The sequence below is a fragment of the Kitasatospora sp. NPDC127121 genome (genome assembly GCF_042677305.1).
In the GTDB taxonomy this organism is placed as follows: Bacteria; Actinomycetota; Actinomycetes; order Streptomycetales; family Streptomycetaceae; genus Kitasatospora.
Genome location: NZ_JBHXTQ010000043.1, coordinates 12,978 through 37,500, shown reverse-complemented (window position 1 = coordinate 37,500; position 24,523 = coordinate 12,978). Strand labels below are relative to the sequence as shown.

At 74.2% G+C, this 24,523-nt stretch carries 18 protein-coding genes; 8 read left to right on the top strand and 10 right to left on the bottom strand.

Features of this window, described 5'->3' with window-relative positions; translation table 11 throughout:
- Positions 1–11: 11 nt before the first annotated feature.
- On the top strand, positions 12–749 hold the full coding sequence (locus ACFVHI_RS21630) for a TetR/AcrR family transcriptional regulator (protein ID WP_380341756.1): 738 nt from the start codon (positions 12–14) through the stop codon (positions 747–749).
- Positions 750–836: 87 nt separating this feature from the next.
- Here ACFVHI_RS21630 and ACFVHI_RS21625 read toward each other — a convergent pair whose 3' ends face one another.
- The 8 genes from ACFVHI_RS21625 to ACFVHI_RS21590 all read right to left on the bottom strand — a co-directional run bounded on the left by ACFVHI_RS21625 (position 837) and on the right by ACFVHI_RS21590 (position 10,143).
- Positions 837–2,054: a nitric oxide synthase oxygenase gene (locus ACFVHI_RS21625; RefSeq protein WP_380341803.1), complete on the bottom strand. Its 1,218-nt coding sequence runs from the start codon at positions 2,052–2,054 to the stop codon at positions 837–839.
- 129 nt (positions 2,055–2,183) lie between these two features.
- The gene (locus ACFVHI_RS21620) at positions 2,184–3,608 is read right to left on the bottom strand and encodes a sugar porter family MFS transporter (protein ID WP_244293502.1); all 1,425 of its coding nucleotides are present in this window, start codon (positions 3,606–3,608) and stop codon (positions 2,184–2,186) included.
- A 143-nt stretch (positions 3,609–3,751) separates the two neighbouring features.
- The gene (gene egtD, locus ACFVHI_RS21615; RefSeq protein WP_380341752.1) at positions 3,752–4,723 is read right to left on the bottom strand and encodes an L-histidine N(alpha)-methyltransferase; all 972 of its coding nucleotides are present in this window, start codon (positions 4,721–4,723) and stop codon (positions 3,752–3,754) included.
- Between the two features lie 45 nt (positions 4,724–4,768).
- Complete coding sequence (egtC, locus tag ACFVHI_RS21610) at positions 4,769–5,518, bottom strand: ergothioneine biosynthesis protein EgtC (protein ID WP_380341749.1); 750 nt, start codon at positions 5,516–5,518, stop codon at positions 4,769–4,771.
- Complete coding sequence (gene egtB, locus ACFVHI_RS21605; protein WP_380341746.1) at positions 5,518–6,861, bottom strand: ergothioneine biosynthesis protein EgtB; 1,344 nt, start codon at positions 6,859–6,861, stop codon at positions 5,518–5,520. Before egtB ends, egtC begins: the two co-directional genes overlap by 1 nt.
- The gene (egtA, locus tag ACFVHI_RS21600; protein ID WP_063350060.1) at positions 6,858–8,147 is read right to left on the bottom strand and encodes an ergothioneine biosynthesis glutamate--cysteine ligase EgtA; all 1,290 of its coding nucleotides are present in this window, start codon (positions 8,145–8,147) and stop codon (positions 6,858–6,860) included. The genes egtB and egtA overlap by 4 nt, the downstream gene beginning before the upstream one ends.
- A 312-nt stretch (positions 8,148–8,459) precedes the next feature.
- On the bottom strand, positions 8,460–9,605 hold the full coding sequence (locus ACFVHI_RS21595; protein ID WP_380341743.1) for an aminotransferase class I/II-fold pyridoxal phosphate-dependent enzyme: 1,146 nt from the start codon (positions 9,603–9,605) through the stop codon (positions 8,460–8,462).
- 73 nt (positions 9,606–9,678) lie between these two features.
- Positions 9,679–10,143: an SRPBCC family protein gene (locus ACFVHI_RS21590; RefSeq protein ID WP_063351550.1), complete on the bottom strand. Its 465-nt coding sequence runs from the start codon at positions 10,141–10,143 to the stop codon at positions 9,679–9,681.
- Between the two features lie 276 nt (positions 10,144–10,419).
- Here ACFVHI_RS21590 and ACFVHI_RS21585 point away from each other — a divergent pair, with 276 nt between their 5' ends.
- The 3 genes from ACFVHI_RS21585 to ACFVHI_RS21575 all read left to right on the top strand — a co-directional run bounded on the left by ACFVHI_RS21585 (position 10,420) and on the right by ACFVHI_RS21575 (position 17,173).
- The gene (locus ACFVHI_RS21585; RefSeq protein WP_063350062.1) at positions 10,420–11,226 is read left to right on the top strand and encodes an SAM-dependent methyltransferase; all 807 of its coding nucleotides are present in this window, start codon (positions 10,420–10,422) and stop codon (positions 11,224–11,226) included.
- Positions 11,227–11,407: 181 nt separating this feature from the next.
- Positions 11,408–13,522 (top strand): bifunctional diguanylate cyclase/phosphodiesterase, encoded by a 2,115-nt coding sequence (locus ACFVHI_RS21580; RefSeq protein ID WP_079136028.1) that lies wholly within the window; start codon positions 11,408–11,410, stop codon positions 13,520–13,522.
- A 219-nt stretch (positions 13,523–13,741) separates the two neighbouring features.
- Entirely contained in the window at positions 13,742–17,173 is a 3,432-nt protein-coding gene (locus ACFVHI_RS21575; RefSeq protein ID WP_380341738.1) for a hypothetical protein, read from the top strand.
- Between the two features lie 131 nt (positions 17,174–17,304).
- On the opposite strand, the gene ribA is transcribed toward ACFVHI_RS21575, so the two are convergent.
- Positions 17,305–17,934: a GTP cyclohydrolase II gene (gene ribA, locus ACFVHI_RS21570; RefSeq protein WP_380341735.1), complete on the bottom strand. Its 630-nt coding sequence runs from the start codon at positions 17,932–17,934 to the stop codon at positions 17,305–17,307.
- 348 nt (positions 17,935–18,282) lie between these two features.
- Between ribA and gdhA the strand changes: the two genes are divergently transcribed.
- The 4 genes from gdhA (at position 18,283) to ACFVHI_RS21550 (ending at position 22,710) form a co-directional block, all read left to right on the top strand.
- Entirely contained in the window at positions 18,283–19,671 is a 1,389-nt protein-coding gene (gene gdhA, locus ACFVHI_RS21565; protein ID WP_063350065.1) for an NADP-specific glutamate dehydrogenase, read from the top strand.
- A 180-nt stretch (positions 19,672–19,851) separates the two neighbouring features.
- Positions 19,852–20,721, top strand: coding sequence for an AraC family transcriptional regulator (locus ACFVHI_RS21560; RefSeq protein ID WP_363367245.1), 870 nt, complete (start codon positions 19,852–19,854; stop codon positions 20,719–20,721).
- Between the two features lie 239 nt (positions 20,722–20,960).
- A complete protein-coding gene (locus tag ACFVHI_RS21555) occupies positions 20,961–21,869 on the top strand; it encodes an NADP-dependent oxidoreductase (RefSeq protein WP_380341730.1) in 909 nt (302 codons plus the stop codon).
- A 76-nt stretch (positions 21,870–21,945) separates the two neighbouring features.
- Positions 21,946–22,710 (top strand): VOC family protein, encoded by a 765-nt coding sequence (locus tag ACFVHI_RS21550; protein WP_063350068.1) that lies wholly within the window; start codon positions 21,946–21,948, stop codon positions 22,708–22,710.
- A gap of 87 nt (positions 22,711–22,797) precedes the next feature.
- Here the strand turns inward: ACFVHI_RS21550 and lnt are convergent, their stop codons facing one another.
- Positions 22,798–24,468: an apolipoprotein N-acyltransferase gene (gene lnt, locus ACFVHI_RS21545; protein WP_380341727.1), complete on the bottom strand. Its 1,671-nt coding sequence runs from the start codon at positions 24,466–24,468 to the stop codon at positions 22,798–22,800.
- Positions 24,469–24,523 lie beyond the last annotated feature (55 nt).

Sequence of the window (24,523 nt, the reverse complement as noted above, 5' to 3'; positions counted from 1 at the left end):
GCAGCACCCCGATGGCCCGCCCGCGCACCCCGCTGCTCAGCCGCGAGCGCATCGTCGCCGCTGCTCTGCGGCTGATCGACGCCGAGGGCCTGGCGGCCCTCTCCACCCGCCGCCTCGCCACCGAACTGTCGGTCAGCGGTCCCTCGCTCTACAACCACGTCGCGACCAAGGACGAACTGCTGGACGCGGTGGTGGACAGCGTGATCGGCGAGGTCGACTTGTCGATGTTCGGCACGCCCGACGGCCCGCCCACCGCTACGCCCACCGCCAAGCCCGACGGCACGCCCGACGACGCACCCACCGCTACGCCCGACGGCCCGCCCCACGGCCGGCCGACGCCCTGGCCGGACGCGCTGCGCGCCTGGGCCCGCTCCTACCGCGCCGCCCTCGCCGCCCACCCCAACATCGTGCCGGTGCTCGCCCAGGGCCCGGGCCGCCGGCCGAACGCGCTGCGCCTGGCCGACGCGGTCTTCGGCCACCTGGTCGAGGCCGGCTGGCCGCGCGGCCAGGCCACCCGGATCGGCGCGCTGATGCGCTACTTCGTCACCGGCTCGGCGCTGGCCTCCTTCGCGGCCGGCTTCCCCGCGGACGCCGAGGTGTACGACGCGGCCGACTACCCGCACCTCGGCGAGGCGCACCGGCTGGCCGGGCATCGCGGGACGGTGGACGAGGGCGCCTTCGAGACCGGCCTGGAAGCGCTGCTCGACGGGCTCGTCCTGCGCTTCGAGCGCCTCACCGAACGCTCCTAGACCCCGCCGCCGCCGACCTTCCCCCTGTCCCACCGTCCCGCTGTTTCCGCTGCTTCCGCCCCCGCCTCCCCCGCCGCCCCCGCCGCCTCACCAGGGCTCGCGGGCCAGGAAGGCCGGCCGCAGCGACGGGTCCACCGGGTCGTAGTACCGGTGGTAGACGGGCGTGAGTCCGCCGGAGACCGGGGGCACGATCCAGCTCCAGTCCGCCGGGGTCGGCCGGCCGAGCCGCTTCTCCTGGGCGACGTGCCGGAGGAAGCGCTCGGACTCGGTGTGGTGGTCGGCGATCGTCACTCCGGTCTCCTGGAAGGAGTGCAGCACCGCGATGTTGAGCTCGATCAGCGCGCGGTCGCGCCAGAGCGTGCGCTCGCTGGAGGTGTCCAGGCCCAGGCGCTCGGCGACGGTGCCGAGCAGGTCGTAGCGGTCGGCGTCGGCGAGGTTGCGGGCGCCGATCTCGGTGCCCATGTACCAGCCGTTGAAGGGCGCGGCCGGGTAGCGGACGCCGCCGATCTCCAGCGTCATGTCGCTGATCGCGGGCACCGCGTACCAGCGCAGGCCCAGGTCGGCGAACCAGTCGTACGCGGGGTGGGTGAGCGGCACCTCCAGGGTGGTGTCGTCCGGCAGCTCGTACCAGCGCGGGCGCTCGTCGGGGCGTTCCTGGACGAGCAGCGGCAGCACCTCGAAGCGGTCCTCGGCGCACTTCCAGCCGAGGTCGCGGGCGCGGGCGGCGAGTGCGGTGCCGGCCGGGTCGCCGACGACGGCGTCGCCGACCCGGTGGCCGGCGTAGCGGACCAGTTGCTGGTTGACGATGCGGGCGGCCGGGTGGCCCGGGCGGTCGGGGGCGAACACCGAGACCACCGGGCGGATCCGTCCGCCGTTGCCGGCCAGCCGCAGGTGCTCGAAGCACTCGGCGGCGATGTCGTCGGCCGAGTCGAGGTGGCGCAGGTCGCGCACCACCAGACTGCGCCAGTACAGCCGGCCGATGCAGCGGGCGGCGTTGCGCCAGGCGAGCTTGGCGCCGTAGGCGAGTTCGGCGGGGGTGTGCTCGTAGCTGCCGGTGCGTTCGATCTCGTCGAGGACGGCCCGTATCCGGGGGTCCGGGGCCCCGGTGGCGGGCTGCTCGCGATGGAAGCGGCGGATGAACTCGGCGGCCTGCTCCGGGTCGGTGAACGGCGACGGCGACGGCGGCGTAGACGATGGCGGGGGCGACGGCCGGGCCGCGGCCGGGGCGTGGGTGTGGGCATGGGCGTACGGGCAGCCGCCGGCGGGGGCGGCGGCCGGTCTGCGGGCGCGGAGCCGGTTGAAGATCAAGGACACATCCCTCCTGGCGAACAGGAGTACCGGAGGTGTCCGGGCCGCCGCAGGGAGTGAACGATTCGGCCCCCGCACCCGCGCTGATCGCGCTAGGGTGCGGGGGCCGATGGTCGGACTGTCGGATCAGCCCATGTCCTCCAGTCGGACGCCCTTGGTCTCCTTCATGAACTTCGCCACGAAGACGATCGACAGCGCCGCGAACGCCGCATACACCAGGTAGGTCGCCGACAGGTTCCAACGCGACATCGACGGGAACGACACGGTGATCGCCCAGTTGGCGATCCACTGCGCGGAGGCGGCGACGGACAGCGCGGCGGCCCGGATGCGGTTCGGGAACATCTCGCCGAGCATCACCCAGACGACGACGCCCCAGGACATCGCGAAGAACAGCACGAAGGCGTTGGCGGCGACCAGTGCGACGGTGCCCTGGAGGTCGGGCAGCGTGACGTTGTCGCCGCTGCCGGTGGCGGAGGAGAACGCCCAGCCGGCCGCGCCGAGCGCGACGGCCATGCCGGCCGAGCCGATCAGGGCGAGCGGCTTGCGGCCGATCCGGTCCACCAGCAGGATCGCGACGACGGTGCCGAGGATGTTGATGACCGAGCCGACGAAGCTGATCAGCAGCGAGTTGCTCTGGTCGATGCCGACCGACTGCCACAGGATCGACGAGTAGTAGAAGATCACGTTGATGCCGACCAGCTGCTGGAAGACCGACAGTCCGATGCCGACCCAGACGATCGGCAGCAGGCCGAAGCGCCCGCCGAGCAGGTCCCCGAAGCGCGGGCGGTGGTCGGAGGCGATCAGCCCCTGGACCTCGGCGATCCGGGCGTCGGTGTCGATGTCCTGGCCCTCGACCTGGGCGAGCACGGCGCGGGCGTCGTCCAGCCGGCCGGCCTGGATCAGGTAGCGCGGGGACTCGGGGATCACCGAGGCGAGGGTGAAGTAGACCGCGGCCGGGACGACGCAGATGCCGAGCATCCACTGCCAGGCCTCCAGGCCGAGCAGCTGGCCGCGGGTGTCGCCGCCGGCCGCGTTCGCCAGCAGCCAGTTGACCAGCTGGGAGATCGCGATGCCGAGCACGATCGCGGCCTGCTGGAAGGAGGCCAGGCGGCCCCGGTACTTGGTGGGCGCGACCTCGGCGATGTAGGTCGGGGCGATCACCGAGGCGATGCCGATGGCCGCGCCGCCGAGCACGCGCCAGAAGGCGAGGTCCCAGGCGGCGAAGGGGAGCATCGAGCCGATCGCGCTGACCGCGAACAGCAGCGCGCCCGCCTTCATGACCTTGATGCGGCCGTAGCGGTCGGCGAACCGGCCGGCCAGTGCGGCGCCGATCGCCGAGCCCAGCAGGGCGGAGGAGACGATCAGACCGGTCACGCCGTCGCCGACGCCGAACTTCTCCTGGATTCCGGAGACGGCGCCGTTGATCACGGAACTGTCGTAGCCGAACAGGAACCCGCCGAGGGCTGCGGCGGCGGTGATGAAGACGACGAAGCCGAGGCGGCCGGGCGCGGAGGCCTCGACCGCCCCGGAGGGCTGCTTGGTGACGCTCACGATCTTGACTCCTGGTACTCAACGCTGAGCTCGGTAGCCGAGATCGTAACCCCTATTCGTTTAAGTCTTGTACACCAGAAACCTCAATTTTTGCTCTGAGGATTCGTAAGGTGAACAAGCAAATTAGGCTGCGCCGAACCTCCCTACGCCGGGGCGGACAGGGACAGCCCGAACCGGCCCTCCTCGTCCGTCCACCAGTGGCTCAGCCGCAGCCCGGCCGCCGCCAGCTCGGCGGACACCCGCTCCCGGCGGAACTTGGCGGACACCTCGGTGCGCAGCTCCTCGCCCCGGTCGAAGTGCACCGGCAGGTTCAGCGCCGGGATCTTCACGGTCTGCGCGCGCAGCGAGCGCAGCCGCATCTCGATCCACTCCTGGTCCGGGTCCCACCGCGCGACGTGCGCGAACGCGGTCGGGTCGAAGTCGGCGCCCAGCTCGCGGTTGAGCACGTTGAGCACGTTGAGGTTGAACTCGGCGGTCACCCCGGCCGCGTCGTCGTAGGCGGCGACCAGCATCGACGGGTCCTTGACCAGGTCGGTGCCGAGCAGCAGGAAGTCGCCCGGGTCGAGGGCCGCGCGCAGCCCGCGCAGGAAGGCCGCCCGCTCCTCGGGCAGCAGGTTGCCCAGGGTGCCGCCGAGGAAGGCGACCAGCCGGGGGCCGCCCTCCGGGGGCAGGCCGAGCCGGGCGGTGAAGTCGGCCAGCACGCCGTGCACGGCGAGCCCGGGGTACTCGGCGGCGAGCGCGACGCCGGCGGCGGTCAGCGCGCTCTCGCTGACGTCCACCGGGACGTACGTCTCCAGGGTGCCGAGCGCGCGCAGCGCGTCCAGCAGCAGCCGGGTCTTCTCGGAGGATCCGGAGCCCAGCTCGACCAGCGTGCGGGCCCCGGTGGCGGCGGCGATCTCGCCGGCCCGGGCGGTCAGGATGGCCCGCTCGGCGCGGGTCGGGTAGTACTCCGGCAGCCGGGTGATCTCCTCGAACAGCTCGCTGCCCCGCGCGTCGTAGAACCACTTCGGCGGCAGCCACTTGGGTTCGGAGGTCAGCCCGTGCTGCACGTCGTGGCGCAGCGCGGTGCTGAAGTGGTCGGCGGGCAGCAGCCGGGTGAGATCAAATGTGTCCATGACAGGGTGGGTCCTCTGTTCAGAAGATGAAGGGGCGATGGAGGATCAGTAGCGGCCGAGGAGCTGACGGACGGTGACGCCGCGCTCGTCGACCACCACCAGCGAGCCGTCCGGAACGGCCGTCCAGCCGGGGGCGTCGTCGTACGGCTCGGAGGCCACCACCGTGCCGAGCCCGGGCAGGTCGCGGTGGTGCAGGGTGTCGCCCCAGGCGGTCGCGGCGAGCGTGCGGCCGTCGGTGAGCAGCAGGTTGAGCCGGCCGGCGGTGTGCGCGGTGACGTCCGCGACGGTGCCTGCCAGCGCCTCGCCGAGCCCGGCCCCCGCCCGCAGCCGGTGCAGGACCAGGGCCCACAGCAGCGCCGAGTCGGAGCGCGCCTCCAGCTCCAGCAGCTCGGCCGGCGGGAGCAGGGCGGCCAGCGCGTCCAGCTTGCCCGGCCAGCCCGCCACCGCGCCGTTGTGGCTGAACAGCCAGTGCCCGGCCGCGAACGGCGCCGCCGCGCTCTCGCCCGCCGCGCAGCCCTCGGTGGCGGAGCGCACCGCCGCCAGCAGCGCCCGGGTGCGGATCACCCGGGCGAGGTCGGCGAACGCGGCGTCCGCCCAGATCGGCCCGTCCCGGCGGTAGCGGGCCGGCACCTCGTCGCCGTCCGCGTACCAGCCGAGGCCGAAGCCGTCCGCGTTGACCGTGCCGTACTGCTGCGCCCGGGGCGCCCAGGACTGCCGGTACAGGCCGTGCGGCGGGTGCACCAGCAGCTCCTGCGGCGCCACCGGCTCACCCAGGTAGGCGAGGTGGCGGCACATCAGGCCACCTCCAGGTCGCGGGCGGTGCGGAACCCGGCGAAGATCTGCCGCCGGACGGGGTAGTCCCAGTTGCGGAAGGTGCCCCGGCAGGCGACCGGTGCCACCGCGAAGCAGCCGCCGCGCAGCACCTTGTACTCCGGCCCGAAGAAGACCTCCGAGTACTCCTGGTACGGCCAGGCCCGGAACCCCGGGTAGGGGCGGAAGTCGCTGGCCGTCCACTCCCACACGTCGCCGATCAACTGCCGTACGCCGTACGGGGACTCGCCCGCCGGGTAGCCGCCGGCCGGGGCCGGGCGCAGGTGCCGCTGCCCGAGGTTGGCGTGCTCGGCTCCGGGGGCCTGGTCGCCCCACGGGTAGCGGCGGGAGCGGCCGCTCGCCGGGTCGTGCCGGGCCGCCTTCTCCCACTCCGCCTCGGTCGGCAGCCGCCGTCCGGCCCACCGGGCGTAGGCGTCCGCCTCGTACCAGCTGACGTGCAGGACGGGCTCGTCCGCCGGGACGGGCTCCACCGCGCCGAACCGGCGCCGCAGCCACTGGCCGCCGTCCAGGCGCCAGAACAGCGGGGCGGTCAGGTCGGCCCGCCGCCGGTGCTCCCAGCCCTCGGGCGTCCACCAGCGCGGCTCGTCGTAGCCGCCGTCCGCGATGAACCGCTGGTACGCGGCGTTGGTGACGGGCGTGGTGTCCAGCAGGAAGGCGGGCAGCTCGACCACGTGCGCGGGGCGCTCGTTGTCCAGCGCCCACGGCTCGGTGTCGGTGCCCATGGTGAACGGCCCTGCGGGGACGAGCACTTCGGCGGGCAGCGCGGCCGCGTCCGCCGGGGCGGGCGGCGGCGGGGGAGCGGCCAGCGCCGGCTCCCCCGTGCGGAGCTGGTGGGTGATCAGCATCGTCTCGTCGTGCTGCTGCTCGTGCTGGGCGATCATCCCGAACGCGAACCCCGCGTCCAGCAGCGGCGCCCCCTCCAGCGGACTGGCCGCCAGCAGGTCCAGCACTCGGCCGCGTACCTCGTGCGCGTACGCCCGGGCCTCGGCGGGCGCCAGCAGCGGCAGGCTAGGCCGCTCGGCCCGGGGGTGCTGGAAGGCGTCGTACAGCGGGTCGATCTCCGGGTGCATCGGGTCGCGGCCGCCGACGTTGCGCAGCAGCCAGAGTTCCTCCTGGTTGCCGATGTGCGCCAGGTCCCAGACCAGCGGGGACATCAACGGCGAGTGCTGGGCGGTGAGGTCGCCGTCCTCGACGCAGTCGGTGAGCGCGGCGGTGCGGGCGCGGGCGGCCAGCAGCTCGGCCGCGATGGTCTCGCGCAACTCCTCGGTGCCCGCCGCCGGGGCGGCAGGGGGGCGGACGTCGGTCATGGTGCGGCCTCCTCCGGAGGAGTGCGTCGGGTGCCGGAGCGCAGGGCGTCCAGCTGGTCGTCGGCCGGGCAGCGGCCGCGCGCGGGGTAGCGCTCGGCGAACTCGGCGACGGCGGCGCGCAGCCGTCCGGCGCCGGGTAGGCGGCCCAGCGCGGCGTCGGCGGCGGCGAAGCAGGTCAGGGCGGCGCGGCGCAGCTCGGGATCGGCGACGGCCAGCGTCGCGGCCCGGCGCCAGACGTCGCTGCGCGGCGGGCGCGGACCGTCCGGGCGGTCCAGCGGCTCCAGCGCGGCGAGCGCGGCCTCGGCGGCCAGCGGGTCGTCCAGCAGCGCGGTGACCAGGGCGGTGGGCACCACCCAGCCGTCCCCGGGCTGGGCGTCGATCATGCGCAGCTCCAGGTGGCCGCGCGGGCGCACCGGCGGGAACAGGGTGGTCCGGTGGTAGTCCAAGTCGGCCAGCGTGGGCGGGCGTTCACCGCCGCCGCGGACCCAGTCGCGGAAGGTCAGGCCGGGCGGGGCCGTCCATGGCAGCCCCTCCGGGCGGCGCACGCACAGCACCTCGGCGTCCAGCACGTACTGCGCCCAGGCCTCGCGCGGGTCGCCGTGGTCCGGCTCCGGGGCGAGCGTGCGGGTCGGGTCCATCCGGGACCAGACGGTCTGCCGGGTGGACCGGTGACCGGTCGGCCTGCCGTCCAGCAGCGGGGAGTTGGCGAAGGCGGCGACCAGGACCGGGCCGAGCAGGTGGGTCAGCCGCCAGCGGCGCTCCACCGCGTGCGGGCCGCCCGCGTCGCCGGCGTCCAGGCACACCTGCACCGAGGCCGTGCCGGTCATCATGATCCGGCCCCAGGGGCCGGCGGAGTCGAAGAACCGCTCCATCGCGAGGTAGCGGGGGTGGTCCAGGACCATCAGGCGGGGGCGGGCCAGCGGGTCCGTCCCGGTGCCGGTGAGGCGCAGGCCCTGCGCCGCGAAGGCGGCCCGCAGGGCGGTCAGATCGCGTCGGGTGTCCTCGACGCAGGCCAGGAGGCCGGTGGCGGGCGGGGAGCTGAGCTCGACCTGCCCGCCGGGTTCGAGCGTGAGCCGCGAGCCGGAGGGGAGCGAGGCCCCGTCCGGGCCGCCGAGTGGCAGCGACTCCAGTGCGGCGTGGACCAGTTCCGGTCGGACGGGCTTACCGGGACATCGGTCGTCGTGGACGAACCACTCGACCTCGACGCCCACCAGCCGGGGCGGTCCGATCTTGAAGCAGACGCCCGACACGTGGCTGAGCGCCCCCGACTCGGTCAGCGGGGTCACCCCCGGCGGGGGCGCTGGGGGGCTCTGCCGGTCGGGCGGAGTGGTGCGGGATGTCGGTATCACCGGACTTACCATCCTCGGGGTCAGGATTGCGGCCCGAACTACCCTGCCCAGTCTGCTACGGAGCATGCGGGGGCGCTTCGCAAATATCGTGTGAACGTTCGTTTCTGCAGGTCAGGGGTGGCGCGATCGGGTGAATCCGGGGATCCGGGGCGGCTTTCCGGGCGTGCGCGGGGTGCCGGGCGGGAGCGTCGAGGGACGTCGGTGAGCAGATGGCGCGCGGGCGTCGGGCGGGGTGCCCCGGCGGTTCGGTCACCGTCGGTCGAGGCGCTCCAGGACGGCGTCCAGCACCGGGCCCGGCAGGGCGTAGTTCAGCCGCAGCCCGCCCCGGCCGCCGGGGCCGAACTCGGCGCCGTCCGAGGCCTCCAGGCCGCAGCGCTCCAGCAGCGCCCGGCGGGCCCCGTCCGGCGGCAGCCCCAGGGCGGCGGCGTCCAGCCAGAGCAGGTACGAGGACTGCGGCGCGGAGCGGACGGCGGGCCCCAGCCGGCCGGTGAGCGGGGCGCGGGCGGCGGCGAGGTGGGCGAGCAGCGCGTCCAGCCACGGCCCGCCCTCGGCCAGCGCCGCCCGCTGGACGGTCTGCTCCAGCAGGCCGCCCTCCCAGAGGCCGAAGCCGGCCAGCACCTCGGTGAACCGGGCGCGCAGGCCCGGATCGGGGACGAGCGCGAAACTGCTCGGCAGGCCGGAGCAGTTGAAGGTCTTGCCGACCGAGTTCAGGGTGACCACCCGGGGCCGGAGCGCCGCGTCGACGGTGGCCACCGCCACCGGGTGGACGTACCCGGGGTGGGTGAGGTCGCCGTGCACCTCGTCCGAGACCAGCAGCGCGCCGGCCTCCGCCGCCCGCTCGGCGAGGGCCCGCAGTTCGGCGGCCGGCCAGACCCGGGCGGAGGGGTTGTGCGGGCTGCTCAGCAGGACGGCTCCGGCCGGGTGGGGGAGCAGGCCGTCCGGGAGCCGGTAGCCGTCCGGGCCGACGGCCAGGGGCAGTTCCCGGTACGGGAGGCCGGCCGCCCGGCACAGTTGGGCGAAGCCGCCCCACTCCGGCGTCGGGAACAGCACCGGCGCCTGCGGGCGCACGGTCTCCAGCAGCAGGCGCAGGGCGGTGCGCGGGCCGCAGGGCAGCAGCAGCACCCAGTCCGGATCCACCTCGACGCCGTGCCGCGAGCGGTACCAGCGGGCCACCAGCGCCCGCCCGGCCGGGTCGCACACCGTGTACCCGTACGCGCGGTGGCGGGCCCGGCGCTCCAGCGCGGCGGCCACGGCCGGGGGCCCGGGCAGGTCCATGTCCGCCAGGCCCATCGCGATCACCCCGGGCGCCCCCGCGCGGCCCCACTTGCTGCTGCCCGTCCCGGTCCGGTCGAAGGGCGCCGCGAAGCCGAACGCGTCCGGTGCGGTGGTGGGCATGACGGCCTCCGGTGGTCGGGGGTGCGCCGCCACGCTAGAGCCGGACGGGTCCTGGCCGCCACCGGCCGTGTGGTCACCTCTTCGCCGGCCCGCCCCCGCTGCCCAGGTGGGCCGCCAGCCCCCGCCGCCCCCGGCGCATCATCACCGCGTGGTTGGCCCGGAACAGCGGGTGCAGGGGCAGCGCGAGGCGGCGCAGCAGGGGTTTGCCGGGGCGGGTGTCCTCCTCGAAGAGCACGCGGCTGCCCGGCCCGTCCGAGGTGACGGTGAACCGTGACCACCCGGTGAGATCGCCCCGCATGGCTGCCTCCAGCACTCCGGCGGCCGGGTCGCGCCGTCGGGTCTCCAAGCGGATCACCAGCCGGTACGGCAGCAGCGCGCGCACCACGAGGTCCCCGGACTCCTCGCCGGTCTGCCGGACTTCGAGGACCTCGGGCCACCACAGCGGGTAACTCCGTACGTCCTCCAGTGCCGCGTACACGTCGGGCGCCGGCGCCGCGAGTCGCCACGTGCCCCGGAAACGGTAGTGGTTGGGGTCCACGGGCCCCACCCTAGGGCGCCCTGGTCCGGAGCCGGCCCGTTTCGGTCGGGTTCCCTCGCCGACACCCGGGCCCTACGGTGGCCCGGCTGTCGACGCGACCGGTGCCGGTGAGACGGGCGGCGAACGCTCCGTAAACGTCGCATGCCAGGAGGGAGGTGTTCCGCTTGCGGCCGTTCGGGGTGCAGGGGAGGATCTTGTGTGCTTGTAGTCTCGTCTGTCACAGCAGCTGTCGCGAGGCACTGCATCCCCGGAAAACGGAGTGAAGGAGTCACAGGCATGCGGCGACCGAGCTGGGTACCGGAGGGCACGGACCTGGACAAACCGAACGCCGCGCGGGTCTACGACTACTACCTGGGGGGCTCGCACAACTTCGAGGTCGACCGGGAGATGGCGCGCAAGGCGATGGCCCTGTGGCCGGAGCTGCCGCAGATCATGCGCTCCAACCGGGCCTTCCTGCGGCGGGCCGTGTCCTTCCTGGCCGAGCGCGGCGTCACCCGCTTCCTGGACATCGGCTCCGGCATCCCGACCTTCGGCGCGGTGCACGAGATCGCCCGCGCGATCCGCCCCGAGGCGACGGTCCTCTACGTGGACCGGGACCCGGTCGCCGTCGCACACAGCCGCCTGCTGCTGGAGGACGACCCCGGCAGCGAGGTCGTCCAGGCCGATCTGCGCGACATCCACGACCTGCTGGCCCGCCCCGAGGTGGCCGCCCTGCTGGCGCAGGGCGAGCCGGTGGCCGTCCTGCTGGTCGCCGTCGCGCACTTCGTCACCGACGACGAGGACCCGTGGAAGCTGATCGGCACGCTCCGTGACGCGCTCCCGCCCGGCAGCGCGCTGGTCCTCTCGCACGCCTCCCTGGAGGGCCGACCGGACCAGGCGGAGGAGCACCAGGAGCTCTACCGCAGGACGCCGACCCCGCTGACCATGCGCACCCACGAGCAGATCAGCGGGATGTTCGCCGGCTTCGAGCTGGTCGAACCGGGCGTGGTCTACCTGCCGCAGTGGCGCCCGGACCAGCCGGAGACGGTCGGCGAGCACCCCGAGCGGATGACCGGGGTGGCGGGCGTGGGGTTCCGCCCTTGAGCGGACGGATCGGGCGAGTGACCGACGGCCGCGGGCTCCGCGAAGCGGCCGCCGGTCACCCCGCCGTGCCCGCCGCGTGGACCACTGCGCCCCCTGCCCGGACCACTGCGCCCCCCGCCCGGCCCGCCGCCGTCTGCGGCGGCCACCCCGCAGCGGTAACCGCACGCACCCGGGCGGACGCATGAGCGCCGCCCCGGTCGCCGCCAGCGCCGAGCGGTTCCACGAGGCCTGGGCGCGACTGCTCTCCGCCGACCACGGCACGGCCGTCGACCCCGGGCTGCTCGGCCGCCTCACCGCCCGCACCGCCGCCCTGCTCCACCGCGCGCAGCTGGGCGAGCCGTTCGAGCCCCGGCTGGCCGAGCAGGCCGGCGCGGAACTGGTCGACGCGCACTTCACCGACCCGGTGGTGCTGGCCCGGGCGGTGGAACTGCTCCAGGTGCAGCCGCTCGGCGACGACCGCGGCCCGGCCCTGACCGGCGCCTTCGCGGCCGGCTGGGCCGCCGCCCTGCGCGAGCGCACGCTGCGGGAGCAGGAGGCGATCCGCACCGCCGCCGACACCGCCCGCAAGGAGGCCGAGCGGGCGCTGCGCGACTCCGAGGCCCGGTTCCGGGCGCTGTTCGAGAGCGCGGCCATCGGGATCGGCATCGGCGACACCGACGGCAACATCCTGGCGGTCAACAAGGCGCTCCAGGAGCTGTTCGGCGCGAGCCCGGAGGACATGACCGGCCGCCGGGTCGGCGACCTCGTCCACCCCGAGGACACCCCGGGCGTGTGGGAGGCGTACGAGGAGCTGATCAGCGGCAAGCGGGACTACTTCCAGTTCGACAAGCCGTACTACCGCCAGGACGGCGAGGTGGTCTGGACCCATCTGACCGTCTCGCTGATCCGCGACGACGACGGCGTCCCGCAGTACCAGGTCGCGATGCTGGAGGACGTCACCGACCGCTACCGGCTCCAGGAGCGGCTGCGCCACCAGGCCACCCACGACCCGCTGACCGGCCTGCCGAACCGGGCGGCCTTCTTCGAGCGGCTGGAGAAGCTGTTCGAGGATCCGGATCCGGGCGCCAGGTTCGGCCTCTGCTACGTCGACCTCGACGGCTTCAAGGTGGTCAACGACAGCCTCGGCCACGACACCGGGGACGAGCTGCTGTCCGCCGTGGCGGCCCGGCTGAAGGCCGCGCTCAACCCGCTCGGCCACCTGGTGGCCCGGCTCGGCGGCGACGAGTTCGTGGTGCTGCTGGAGAACTGCCGGGGCGAGCAGGAGGCCGTCGCGGCGGCGAAGACGGTGCTCAAGGCGCTGGCCGGGCCGGTGCTGATCGGCGACCACAAGCTGGCCGTGGGCGCGAGCGTCGGCGTGCTGGAGCGGCGGGTGTCCACCACCACCCCGGGCGCGGCCGTCCGGGCCGCCGACCTGACGCTGTACCGGGCCAAGGAGGCCGGCCGCGGCCGCTGGACACTGTTCGACCCCAAGGAGAACGCCCGCGCGGTCAGCCGTTACGCGGTGTCGGTGCGGATGCCGGCCGCCCTCGACCGGGGCGAGTTCTTCATCGACTACCAGCCGCTGTACGCGCTGGCGGACGGCCGGCTGGCCGCGGTGGAGGCGCTGGTGCGCTGGCGCCACCCGCAGCTCGGCGTGCTCGGCCCGGACGAGTTCGTGACCACCGCCGAGGAGACCGGGCTGATCATGCCGCTCGGCCGCTGGGTGCTGGAGCAGGCCTGTGGCCAGGCCGCGGACTGGGTCAAGCGGTTCGGCGACGCCGCGCCGCAGCTGAACGTCAACCTGGCGGTCCGCCAGGCGCGCAGTGCGGCGCTCGTCACCGACCTCGGCCGGATCCTGGATGCGACCGGACTCGATCCGGCCCGGCTGCAGCTGGAGATCACCGAGTCGACCGTGGTCGGGCCCGAGGACGAGGCGCTGCGCACCCTGCACGGGCTGGTGGACCTCGGCGTGTCGCTGGCCGTGGACGACTTCGGCACCGGCTGGTCCAACCTCGCGTACCTGCGCGACCTGCCGGTCTCCGGGCTGAAGATCGCCGGTTCCTTCGTCGGCGACCTGCACGATCCGGAGAAGGACGAGTCCACCGGGTGGCGGATCGTCAGCGGCCTGGTGTCGATGGCGCACGCGCTCGGGCTGACCGTCACCGCTGAGGGTGTGGAGACCCGCAAGGACGCCGAACGGCTGCGGACCATCGGCTGCGACTGGGCGCAGGGCTGGCACTTCGGCCGCCCGGTGCGGCCGGCCGAGATCGCCCGCCGGATCGCCGAGGAGCCCCGGGGGCGCCCGGTCGGGGGCTGACGCGTCGGGGCCGTCAGGGGGTAGGGGCCGAGCAGGTGGGGAAGGCCCGCGGTGGCGTTCGGCGGCGGTCGTGCAACCGCTCGGTCGCGTTCCGGAAAATCGGCCAACACCACGGCCCACCATGCGGGATGATGGCGCGTCAAAATCACCACCCGGGGCCGTGTGGTGCGTGGCTACGGCCCCGCGTCGGCCCCGGGAAGCGGGGAGGAGAGCGCCGCCATGGCCACACCGGAGGATGCCGGCCCGGCCGACGACGACCGACGAGGCCCCTGGCCGGAGAGCGGCCCCGGGCCCCGGCCCGAGCCCTCGACCAGGGTGGACCGGCGGCCGTGGGGGCGGCGCCTCGGTGTCGTACCGGACCGGCCGTCCCGGCTCGGCGCCGTCCCGCGCACCCGGACGGACCCCGATGCCGCGACCGGGCGGGAGCCGGACGGCGGGGCCCGCTTCGACCCGGAGGCCCCGACCAGGGTCCAGCGGGCCGCGCCGGAGCGGGTCGACCCGGAGGCCCCGACCAAGGTCCAGCGGCGCGCGGGCACCGGGCGCGCCGCCGCCCCCGGCTGGGCCGACAACGTCGGCCCCGGGCCCAGCCGGAGCGGCGAGGGCCCCGTGGGCGGGGTGTCGAAGGGCGGGGTGTCGGAGGGTGGGATACCGGGGGGCGGGGCGTCGGAGAGTGCGGGGCCCACCGGCGGACGGTTCGCGGGCGCCTTCCCCGACGCCCTGCGCGGCCGCTTCGCCCCGCTCGGAGTGGCCGGCTCCGGCACCGAGGGCACCGTCTGGCACGTCCGGCGCACCGACGGCGGCGGCGAGGCCGCGGTGAAGGTGACGGCCGCCGGCCACGCCATGGACGCCGACCTGCTCGGCTACCTGCGCAACGACGACTACCGCCGCCACGTCCCGCACATCGTCGACTTCGGCCGGGTCGGCCACCACGGCGCCGAACTCGACTGGGTGGCCATGGAGTACCTGCCGGTCACCCTCGCCGACCACTTCGCCGAACTTCGCAAGCGCGGCCGGCACACCGACCGGCGGGAGGCCGAGCGGATCGTCTACGAGCTCGTCGCCCTGCTCGACTTCTGGCAACGGCGGATCGAGCGCAACCCGCTGGACTTCAAGCCGGCCAACGTCCTGGTCCGCCCCGGCCGCGAGCCCGGGGAGTTCGTGATAGCCGACTTCGGTGGCGTCGCCCGGCTCACCGCCAGCCGCCGCTTCACGCCCGAGACGATCGTCACCATCCCGTACATGGCCCCCGAACTCCTGGCCGGCCGCAACCACGAGGCCGGGCCCTGGTGGGCGCTCGGCAACGTCCTGTACGAGCTGTTCACCGGCCGCCCCCGCTTCCTCGGCGCGGACGGCCTGCTGATCAGCGACGAGGTGCTGCAACTGGAACTGGTCCTGGGGGACGAGGTCGACCTCTCGGCCCTCGCCGACCCCCGCCAACTGCTGCTCCTTCAAGGGCTGTTCACCAAGAACCCGGAGGACCGCTGGACCGCCCCGCAGGTCCGCAGCTGGCTGGCCGGCGGCAGCCCCGCGGTGGTCCGGCGACAGACCCGGGCCGACACCGGCCGCACCCACCGGCCGATCACCTTCTTCGGCTCCCCCTTCACCGACCCGGCCAAGCTCGCCGAGGTCCTGCTCCGGCGCTCCGGCGACGCGGCCCGCTGGCTCTCCGCCGGGGGAGCGGAGCGGCTGCGCGACTGGTTGCGCGACGACGTCCAGGACAACGTCTTCGACCTGCACCACCTGACCGACGTCGCCCGGGCTCCCGGCTCCCGCCGCGACGCCGTGGCCGCCCTCGCGGTGCTCGCCTTCGGCGCCGCCTTCGCCCCCTCCGCCACCCCCTACTACCTCGACCGCCCGATCGACACCCCCGGGCTGGAACGCATCGCCACCGAACCGGACGGCGCCGCGTTCATCGACGCACTGGTCCGGGTCGGCGCCCCGGCCGTCGCCGCCCGCTACGACTGCTTCCACCCCGAGTGCTCCGGCGAACACTGCTCCCGACTGCTCGCCCTCGCCCAACTCCCGGACGTCCTGGCCGAAGTGGACCGTGCCGCCCGCACCGTCGGCGGCGGCCGGCGGGGCGGCGACGGGCTCAGCCCGCAGGAGCGCGAGGAGGCACACCGGCTGGTGGTGTGGCTGAGCGTGCGCCCCGAGGAACGCGACCGGCTGCTCGGCCGGCTCTCGCCGCTGCCCACCGCCCTGCACCGGCTGCCGCTGCCCGAACGGGCGGCGGAGCTCGCCGCCCTGGTCGCGGCGGTGGTGGTGGACGCGGCCCTGGCCGCCGGCTCCGGGCTCCGCACGGCCGTACGCGCCACAGTGCGCCGGCCCGCGCCGGACCCGACCGCCGCGCCGGAGGCGGTCCGGCGCCGCTGGTCGGCGCTGCGGCGGCGGGCGGTGGGCGCCGACCCGGGGGACGACGCCGGGCGCGCGGCCCTGGTCGCCGCCGAGACGCTGCGCCCGCGCGGCCGGGGCCGGGGCGAGCGGCCCGACGGCGCGGAGGGCCGGGAGGGCGGGGAAGGCCGGGAGAACCGGGCCGGCCGGGACCGGTGGCTGGGGCGGCTGTGGCAGGGCGGGCGTGAACGGACGCCGGTCGATTGGCCGGCCCGGCTGCGGGAGTGGTGGCCGCACGCCCGGACCGGTCTGCCGCGTCGGGCGGGCGCCGTGCTGCTGCTGTTCCTCGCCCTCGGGTTGCTGCTGTGGGCGGGGGCGGTGTTCCGCTACCCCGTCGAGGCCGGGGTCCAGCTCAAGATCTCGCCCGACGGTGCCTTCGGCGGGCCGTTGAAGAAGGCCGGCGAGCACGCGGCCCAGCAGGTGGTCGGCCAACTGGGGGCGGCGCTGGTCGCCGCCGCCGTCCTCGCCTTCTTCCCCGCCCGGGTCGGCCTCGGCACGGCGGCCCTGACCGGCGTCGGGGCCTTCGCCATCGGCTACCTGCGGCTCGGACCGCCGATGACGGGCCTGGAGATGCCGAAACCGGTGGCCGAGCGGGTGGTGCTGTTCGAGGGCGGGATGGGCAGTTGGGCCGGCCTCGCGGCGGTGGCGGCGATCGTGGCGTCGTTCGTGCTGATCGAGCGCGCGGCGAACCGGCTGCTGAAGCCCGCGCACGAGGCCCGGCGGCAGGTGCGGGAGGCCTGGCGGCGGCTCGCCGGGCGGGGCGCTGCGGCACGGTGGGACGGCAAGCAGTGGCGGACGGGCCCCGTGGGCGCCCGCGACCGCGCGCTGTTCGCGCTCGGGAGCACCTGTGTGCTCGCCCTGCTGCTGTGGGCGGCGGTCGAGGTGCGGCTGGCGGCCACCGGGCACCACCCGACGCCGGCCTCCTGGGGGACCGGCCAGACCGGTGCGGCCTACCAGTCCGGGTTCGTCGTCCTGCTGGCCGTCGTCTCCCTCGCGAGCACCCTGGGGACGCCGGTCACCGCCCGGGCGCTCCTCGGCTGCTGGATCCCCGTCACGCTGGTGCTCGGCGCCTGGCCCGGACCGCTCGGCCCGGTCGAGGCGCTGCGGATCCCGGTGCTCCAGGGGCAGTTCACGGCCGTCGCGGAGTTCTGGGGGCACGGCGCGTTCTGGGCCTCGTTGCTGGTCGCGCTCCCGCTCGCGGCGTACGGGGTGCTGCGCACGGCCCGGGCGCGGGGGGCGGGTACGGGGGCGGGCGGCTGACAGATAACAGATGACAGAGTTCAGCTTTCAGATTTTGAAATCTGTTATCTGTTATCTGTTATCTGTCGGCTGTTATCTGTCAGCTGTTAGTTGTCAGCCGCCCGCCGCCGGCGATCCAGCCGCCATCCGGCTCAGCCGACCAGCCGGGACAGTTCGATCGAGTGCCCGGTCCGTTCCACCTTCGCCCGCAGGTAGCGCACGTTGCTCGCGGACAGGTGCACGCCGGTCGGCACCCGCCGCCGCACGGTGATCCCGAGGTCGGCCAACTGCTGCGCCTTGTCCGGGTTGTTGCTCAGCAGGTCGATGCCGGTGGCGCCGAGGGTGGCGAGCATCTGGGCGGCGGCGGTGTAGTCCCGGCCGTCCTCGGGCAGGCCGAGCGCCGTGTTGGCGTCGTACGTGTCCAATCCGGAGTCCTGCAAGGAGTAGGCCTCCAGCTTGTTGTAGAGCCCGATGCCCCGGCCCTCCTGTCGCAGGTACAGCAGGTAGCCGCCGGCCTCGGTGATCCGCTCGACCGACTCGCGCAGCTGCGGGCCGCAGTCGCAGCGGTCCGAGCCGAAGACGTCGCCGGTCAGGCACTCCGAGTGCAGGCGCACCAGCGGCGTCCCGCCCTCCGGCACCTCGCCGAACGCGAGCGCCAGGTGCTCCGCGCCGTCGGCGAGGTCGTGGAAGGTGAAGGCCTCCGCCTCGGCGCGGTAGCCGTCGTGGAAGGTCAGCGGGATGCGCACACGCGAGCGCACCGTGGCGGGGCCGGGCTGCGGCATGGGTGGGCCTCCGTCGATGAGGAGATGGGTCGGCGAACCGACGAACCGATGGGTCGAGAGGGGCGGGCCGGCCGGCCCGGGGTGGATCGGATGTCGATGACCGTACTCGGTAGTTCCAATTTGAACAACTAAATACTGTCCGTGCCCGATTCGACTACGGACTGTGGTTCAGTCGGGCTCCGTGCGGACGCGAGGGCGCTGGTGGATCGTACGGTCCGCGAGGCGTGGGGGTTTCAGCATGTGGATGCGTCGGGAGCCGGACCGTGGACACTGCGAGGATTTCCCCGTTTCCTGGGCACGGGAATGCCTCGCGTACGAGCACCGACGACCACGGAAGGTCCTGATCAGATGCCCACAACCCCTCCCGCCGCCACCTCCCCGACCTCCTTCGACGCCGAGCAGCGCGTGATCGAGGCGCTCTACGCGGACGTGGTCCGCCGGAACAGGGGTGAGACGGAGTTCCACCAGGCGGTCCGCGAGGTCCTGGAGACCCTCGGGCCGGTGCTCGCCCGCCGCCCCGAGTTCGTCGACGCCCGGATCATCGAGCGGATCTGCGAGCCCGAGCGGCAGCTCATGTTCCGGGTGCCGTGGACGGACGACTCCGGCGACATCCACGTGAACCGCGGCTTCCGGGTGGAGTTCAGCAGCGTCCTCGGCCCGTACAAGGGCGGGCTGCGCTTCCACCCCTCGGTGAACCTCGGCATCGTCAAGTTCCTCGGCTTCGAGCAGATCTTCAAGAACGCGCTCACCGGGCTGTCGATCGGCGGCGGCAAGGGCGGCTCCGACTTCGACCCCAAGGGCCGCTCGGACGCCGAGGTCATGCGCTTCTGCCAGTCCTTCATGACCGAGCTGTACCGCCACCTCGGCGAGCACACCGATGTCCCCGCCGGGGACATCGGCGTCGGCGGCCGGGAGATCGGCTACCTGTTCGGCCAGTACAAGCGGATCACCAACCGCTACGAGAGCGGCGTGCTCACCGGCAAGGGCCTCGGCTGGGGCGGCGCGCAGGCCAGGACGGAGGCGACCGGCTACGGCTGCGTGCTGTTCACCGCCGAGATGCTGCACAGCCGCGGCGAGAGCCTGGACGGGCGCCGGGTCGTCGTCTCCGGATCCGGCAACGTCGCCATCTACGCGATCGAGAAGGCGCAGCAGCTCGGCGCGACCGTGCTCACCTGCTCCGACTCCACCGGCTACGTGGTGGACGAGAAGGGCATCGACCTCGCGCTCCTCAAGGAGGTCAAGGAGGTCCGGCGCGGCCGGGTCGCCGACTACGCCGAACTGCGCGGCAGCCACGTCCGGTTCGTCGAGGGCCCTGGCGTGTGGAGCGTGCCCTGCGATGTCGCGCTGCCCTGCGCCACCCAGAACGAGCTGACCGAGACGGACGCGCTGGCCCTGGTGCGGGGCGGGGTGCTGGCGGTCGCCGAGGGGGCCAACATGCCCACCACCCCGGAGGCGGTCCGGGTGTTCCAGGAAGCCGGGGTGGCCTTCGGCCCGGGCAAGGCGGCGAACGCGGGTGGCGTGGCCACCAGCGCCCTGGAGATGCAGCAGAACGCCTCGCGCGACTCCTGGACCTTCGCCCGCACCGAGGAGCGGCTGGCCGGGATCATGAAGCACATCCACGACTCCTGCTTCACCACCGCCGAGCGCTACGGACACCCGGGCGACTACGTGGTGGGCGCGAACATCGCCGGCTTCGAGCTGGTCGGGGACGCGATGCTGGCCCAGGGCCTGATCTGAGCCCTGCCGCCCGGCGCCGACGCCCCTCCGCCCGGCGCCCGCGGCCCTTCGCTTGGCGCCGACGGCGCCACTCGCCGGCACCCGGCGATCGGTACCCGACCGGAGCGGGCACCGATTGTCGGGTGCGGCAGGGTGGGTCCTTCCTACGGTGGTGATCAGCAAGGGAAGGACGGGGTCGGAGTGCTGGAACACCTGAACCGGGCGATGGAGCACATCGAACGGAACCTGGACCAGGAGGTCGAGGTCGCCGAGCTGGCCCGGATCGCGATGACGTCGGAGTACCACTTCCGACGGTTGTTCTCGATGCTCTCCGGGATGCCGCTGTCGGACTACGTCCGTCGCCGGCGGTTGACCGTCGCCGGGGCCGAAGTCCTCGGCGGGGAGCGGACGTTGCTGGAGGTCGCGATCCGGTACGGCTACACCTCGGGGGAGGCGTTCGCCCGGGCGTTCCGGGCGATGCACGGGGTCGGGCCCGGTGAGGCCCGGCGCGAGGGCGCGGTGCTCAAGTCCCAGCCCCGGATGTCCTTCCGACTCGTCGTGGAGGGAAGCAGCAGTATGGAATACCGGATCATCGAGCAGCCGGACTTCCGGATCATCGGTCGGCGGGCGCGGGTCCCGCTGGTGCACGAGGGCGTGAACCCGGCCATCGCCTCGTTCATCAAGGGGCTCGGCCAGGAGACCGTCGACCGGATCTCGGCGCTCTCGGGCCGCGAGCCGGAAGGCATCCTCTCGGTCACCGAGTTCTTCTCGGAGAGCCGTGAAGAGGGTGTCGAACTCGACTACTACCACGCGGTGGTGGCGGACGCGGGCACCGTCGTCCCGGACGGCCTGGACGTTCGGGAGGTGCCGGCGGGCACCTGGGCGGCCTTCTCCAACACCGGGACTTTCCCGAAGGCCCTCCAGGAGATGTGGCGGGACGTCTTCACGCAGTGGTTCCCGTCCAACCCGTACGAGTTCCGGCCGGGGCCGGAGATCCTGCGCACCCGGTTCCTGTCGGACGGCCAGGCGGAGGCCCAGCTGTGGATTCCGGTGGCGCGGGCGCTGCGCTGACGGACGGCCGCTGACAGCTGACAGGTGACAGCCGACAAGTAACAGATGACAGATAACAGATTTCGAAATCTGTTATCTGTCATCTGTTTTTTGTTCGCCCACAGCGCCCACTGCCGCCGCCCGCCGCCCCGCCCGCCCCCGTTCGGCCCAGCAGCGCCCGCACCCGTTCTCCCCCGCCCGCATGCTGGGGCGGGGGAGAACGGGGGATCGCAACCGCTACCCGAGGAGTGGGATCACCGATGGCCAAGGCATTCGGCTTCGTCGACTACGGCGGGCCGGAGACACAGGAGTTCCTGGACCGCCCGGTGCTGGAGCCCGGCCCCGGGCAGCTGGCGATCGCGGTCGGCGCGGCCGGGGTGAACCCGGTGGACTGGAAGATCCGCACGGGCATGCTCGGCCGGGAGCGCGAACTCCCCGCCGTCATGGGCCAGGAGGCCTCGGGCGTGGTCCTGCAAGTCGGCCCCGGGGTCACCGGATTCACCCCGGGCGATGAGGTGTTCGGCCTCGCGGCCGCCGGTGCCTACGCCGAACAGACGCTGATGCGCGCCGAGTTGAGCGCGCTCAAGCCCGAGGGCGTCGGCTTCGACCAGGCGGCCGTCCTGCCCGTGTCGGCGGCCACCGCGGACGACGCCGTCCGTGACCTCGGCCTCGGCGCCGGCCGGACGCTGCTGATCCTCGGCATCGCCGGCGGTGTCGGCAGCGCGGCCGCCCAGATCGCCCGCAGTCGTGGCCTGATCGTCCTCGGCACCGCGAGCGACGCCAACCGTGCGTACGTCGAGTCCCTCGGCGCGGTGCCGGTCCGCTACGGCGACGGCGTCGCCGAACGGATCGCGGCCGCGGCGCCCGACGGCGTCGACGGCATCCTCGACCTGGTCGGAGGCGACGCCCTGCGGGCCGCCGTCCCCGTGCGCAAGGACCGTACGGAGCTGGTCAGCACCGCCGACCCGGCCACCGTGGCCGAACTCGGCGGCCGCTACATCACCCGCTCGACGACGTCCGAGACCCTGTCCGCGCTGGCGGCCCTGGTCGCCGCCGGTGAGCTGGACCCGAACATCACCGGCCGCTACCCGCTGGCCCGGGCCGCCGAGGCGCTCGCCTTCGTCGAATCCGGCCATGCCCGCGGCAAGGTGGTGCTCGAAGTCGCGTGACACAAAGCAAGAGTGACGATCAGTCAACAAGGACCGAGAGATCGAGAACCGAGAGAAGAAGTCGAGAGAAGAAGCCATGAAGCAGAACTCCGTGACCATCGGCGGCCCCTGCTGGGTCGAGCTGGGCACCTCCGACCCGGCCGCCGCCAGCACCTTCTACGGCGAGTTGTTCGGCTGGCGGGCCGAGGCCGATGTGCGCCCCGAGGCCAGCGGCTACACCCAGATGTTCCTCGGCGACGCCACGGCGGCCGCCGTCAGCCCGCGGTTCGCGCCGCAGCAGCCCATCGCCTGGTCGACCTGCTTCGCGGTCACCGACACCGACGCCACCGTCGCGAAGGTCGAGAACGCCGGCGGCAAGGTCCTGAAGGAGCCCACCGACGTGTCCGACCTCGGCCGCTTCGCGGTGGTCGGGGATAGTTCCGGCGCGGTGTTCCTGCTCTGGCAGGCCCGCGCGTTCGCGGGCGCCGAGGTGTTCAACGAGCCGGGCTCGCTCGGCTGGGTGGAACTGCTCACCCGCGACCCGGCCGGTGCGACCGCCTTCTACCCGGCGGTCTTCGGCTGGTCCGTCAGCCCGTCCGAGCAGTACACCCAGTGGGGCCTGGACGGCGCCGACTTCGGCGGCATGCTGGTGATGGACGACCGCTTCCCGCCGCAGGTGCCGCCGCACTGGCTGCCGTACTTCTCGGTCGCGGACGTCGACAACACCGTCGCCCGGGCGAGCGGCCTCGGCGCGGACGTGCTGATGGGGGCCACCGACGTGCCGGACGGCCCCCGGATCGCCGTGCTGCGCGACCCGCAGGGCGCGTCGTTCGGCGTCTACTTGGCCGGCACCGAGGGCTGACCCCCCGGAGGCCACGCCCCTGCCCGCGCCCCTGTCGACGCCCCTGCCGAGGACCCGCCGTCCTCCCGTCGGGCGCAGTCTCCGCCCTCACACCGGGCGCCGACTGCGGCTGGAACGCCACGCCGCCGCCGTCGCGCCCGCCGTGACGAGCAGCGCGCCGATCGGCACCACGTCGCCGATCCGGTCGTACCAGGTCAGCGCCCCGGGCTCGGTGAGCGGCAGCCGGACGGTCAGTGCGCCGGTGCCGTCGGTACCGAGCCGGGCGAGCTCGCGGCCCTGCGCGTCGAAGGCCGCCGACACCCCGGTCAGCGAGGCCTGCACGGCCGGCCGGCCGGTCTCGGCGGCCCGGATCGCCGCCAGCGAGACGTGCTGCTCGGGTGCCCAGGTGTGCTGGAAGGTCGAGGTGGAGGACTGGTAGACCAGCACCCGGGCGCCGTCCCGCGCGGCGGTGCGGGCCAGGTCGGGGAAGGCCGACTCGAAGCAGATCAGCGCGCCGACCGGCAGCGGTCCGCCCGCCCGGTCGGTGGCCGGCAGGACGTGGAAGGCGGTGCCGGGCGCCCGGTTCTCGCCGGCCGCCCGGCTGACGCCGGCGATCCAGCCGAGCACCGGCCGCAGCGGGATGTACTCGCCGAAGGGCACCAGCCGGATCTTGCGGTAGCGGTCCAGCACGCCCGCGGGGGAGACCAGTACCGCGTCCTTGGAGATCCGCCCGTCCGCCTTGCGGGCGTCCTCCCCGGCGATGATCTGCGCCCCGGTGGCGGTGGAGAGTTGGCGCAGCCGGTCGAGCGCGGCCGGGTCGCGGTCGAGGTCGGCGGTGGTGCTGCTCTCGCCCCAGACGACCAGGTCCACCGGCTGCCCGCCGAGCGCGGCGGTGGCCTGGGCGCTGGCCTCGAACCGGGCCTGCGGGTCGTCCACGATGCCGGGCTGGACCAGCGCGACGGTGACCGCCCCGGCCGGGGCGGGGGCGTCGCGCAGGGCGAACAGCAGCGGTCCGGCGGCCAGGACCAGGACGGTGGTCAGCGCCGCGAGGGCGCGCGGCCGCCGGTGCGCGGCGGTCAGGACGATCAGCACCCCGGTGTTGGCGGCCGCGACGGCCGCGCTGACCAGCCAGATCCCGCCGGTCGAGGCGAGCCCGAGGATCGTCGGGTGCTGCCACTGGGTGGCGCCGAGCAGTGCCCACGGCCCGCCGAGGGCGTCCCAGGAGCGCGCGTACTCGGTGGCCACCCAGACCGCCGGGACGACGAGCAGCGCGAGCAGCGCCCGACGGTCGGTCAGCGGCGGGTGCAGCAGCCGGTGGACGGCGTACCCGAAGCCGCCCTGGAGCGCCCCGAACAGCACGGCGAGCACCGGTAGCCCCGGCCCGATGGACGGGACCAGCCAGTACATCGCGGTCAGGATGAAGCCCGCCCCGAACCACCACCCGCGCACCGCCGCCTCCCGCCCGCCGGGCGCGCGCTGCATCAGCAGCATCCCGGGGACGAGCGCGACCCACGCCAGCCAGGCCTGCCCCGGCGCCGGGAAGGCGAGCACCGGTACCGCCCCGGCCGCCAGGGCGCCGAACCGCGCGCGGTAGCGGTGCGGGCGCGCCTGCGGGTGGCCGCCGTGTCCGGACTGCCCGCCGTGTTCGGAGTGCCCGGGAGGTTCAGGGCGCCGGGGGTGCCCGGGATGCGGGGAGTACTCAGGGTGCTCGCGGTGCTCGGAGTGCTCCCGGTGCGGCGTGCGCCGGGCGGGGCTGGTGAGGGCGAGGCGGCGGGGCATGCCCCGTATTGTCCGCTCGGACGGACTGCGCCACCAGTGTTCCTGTCACCCGAAT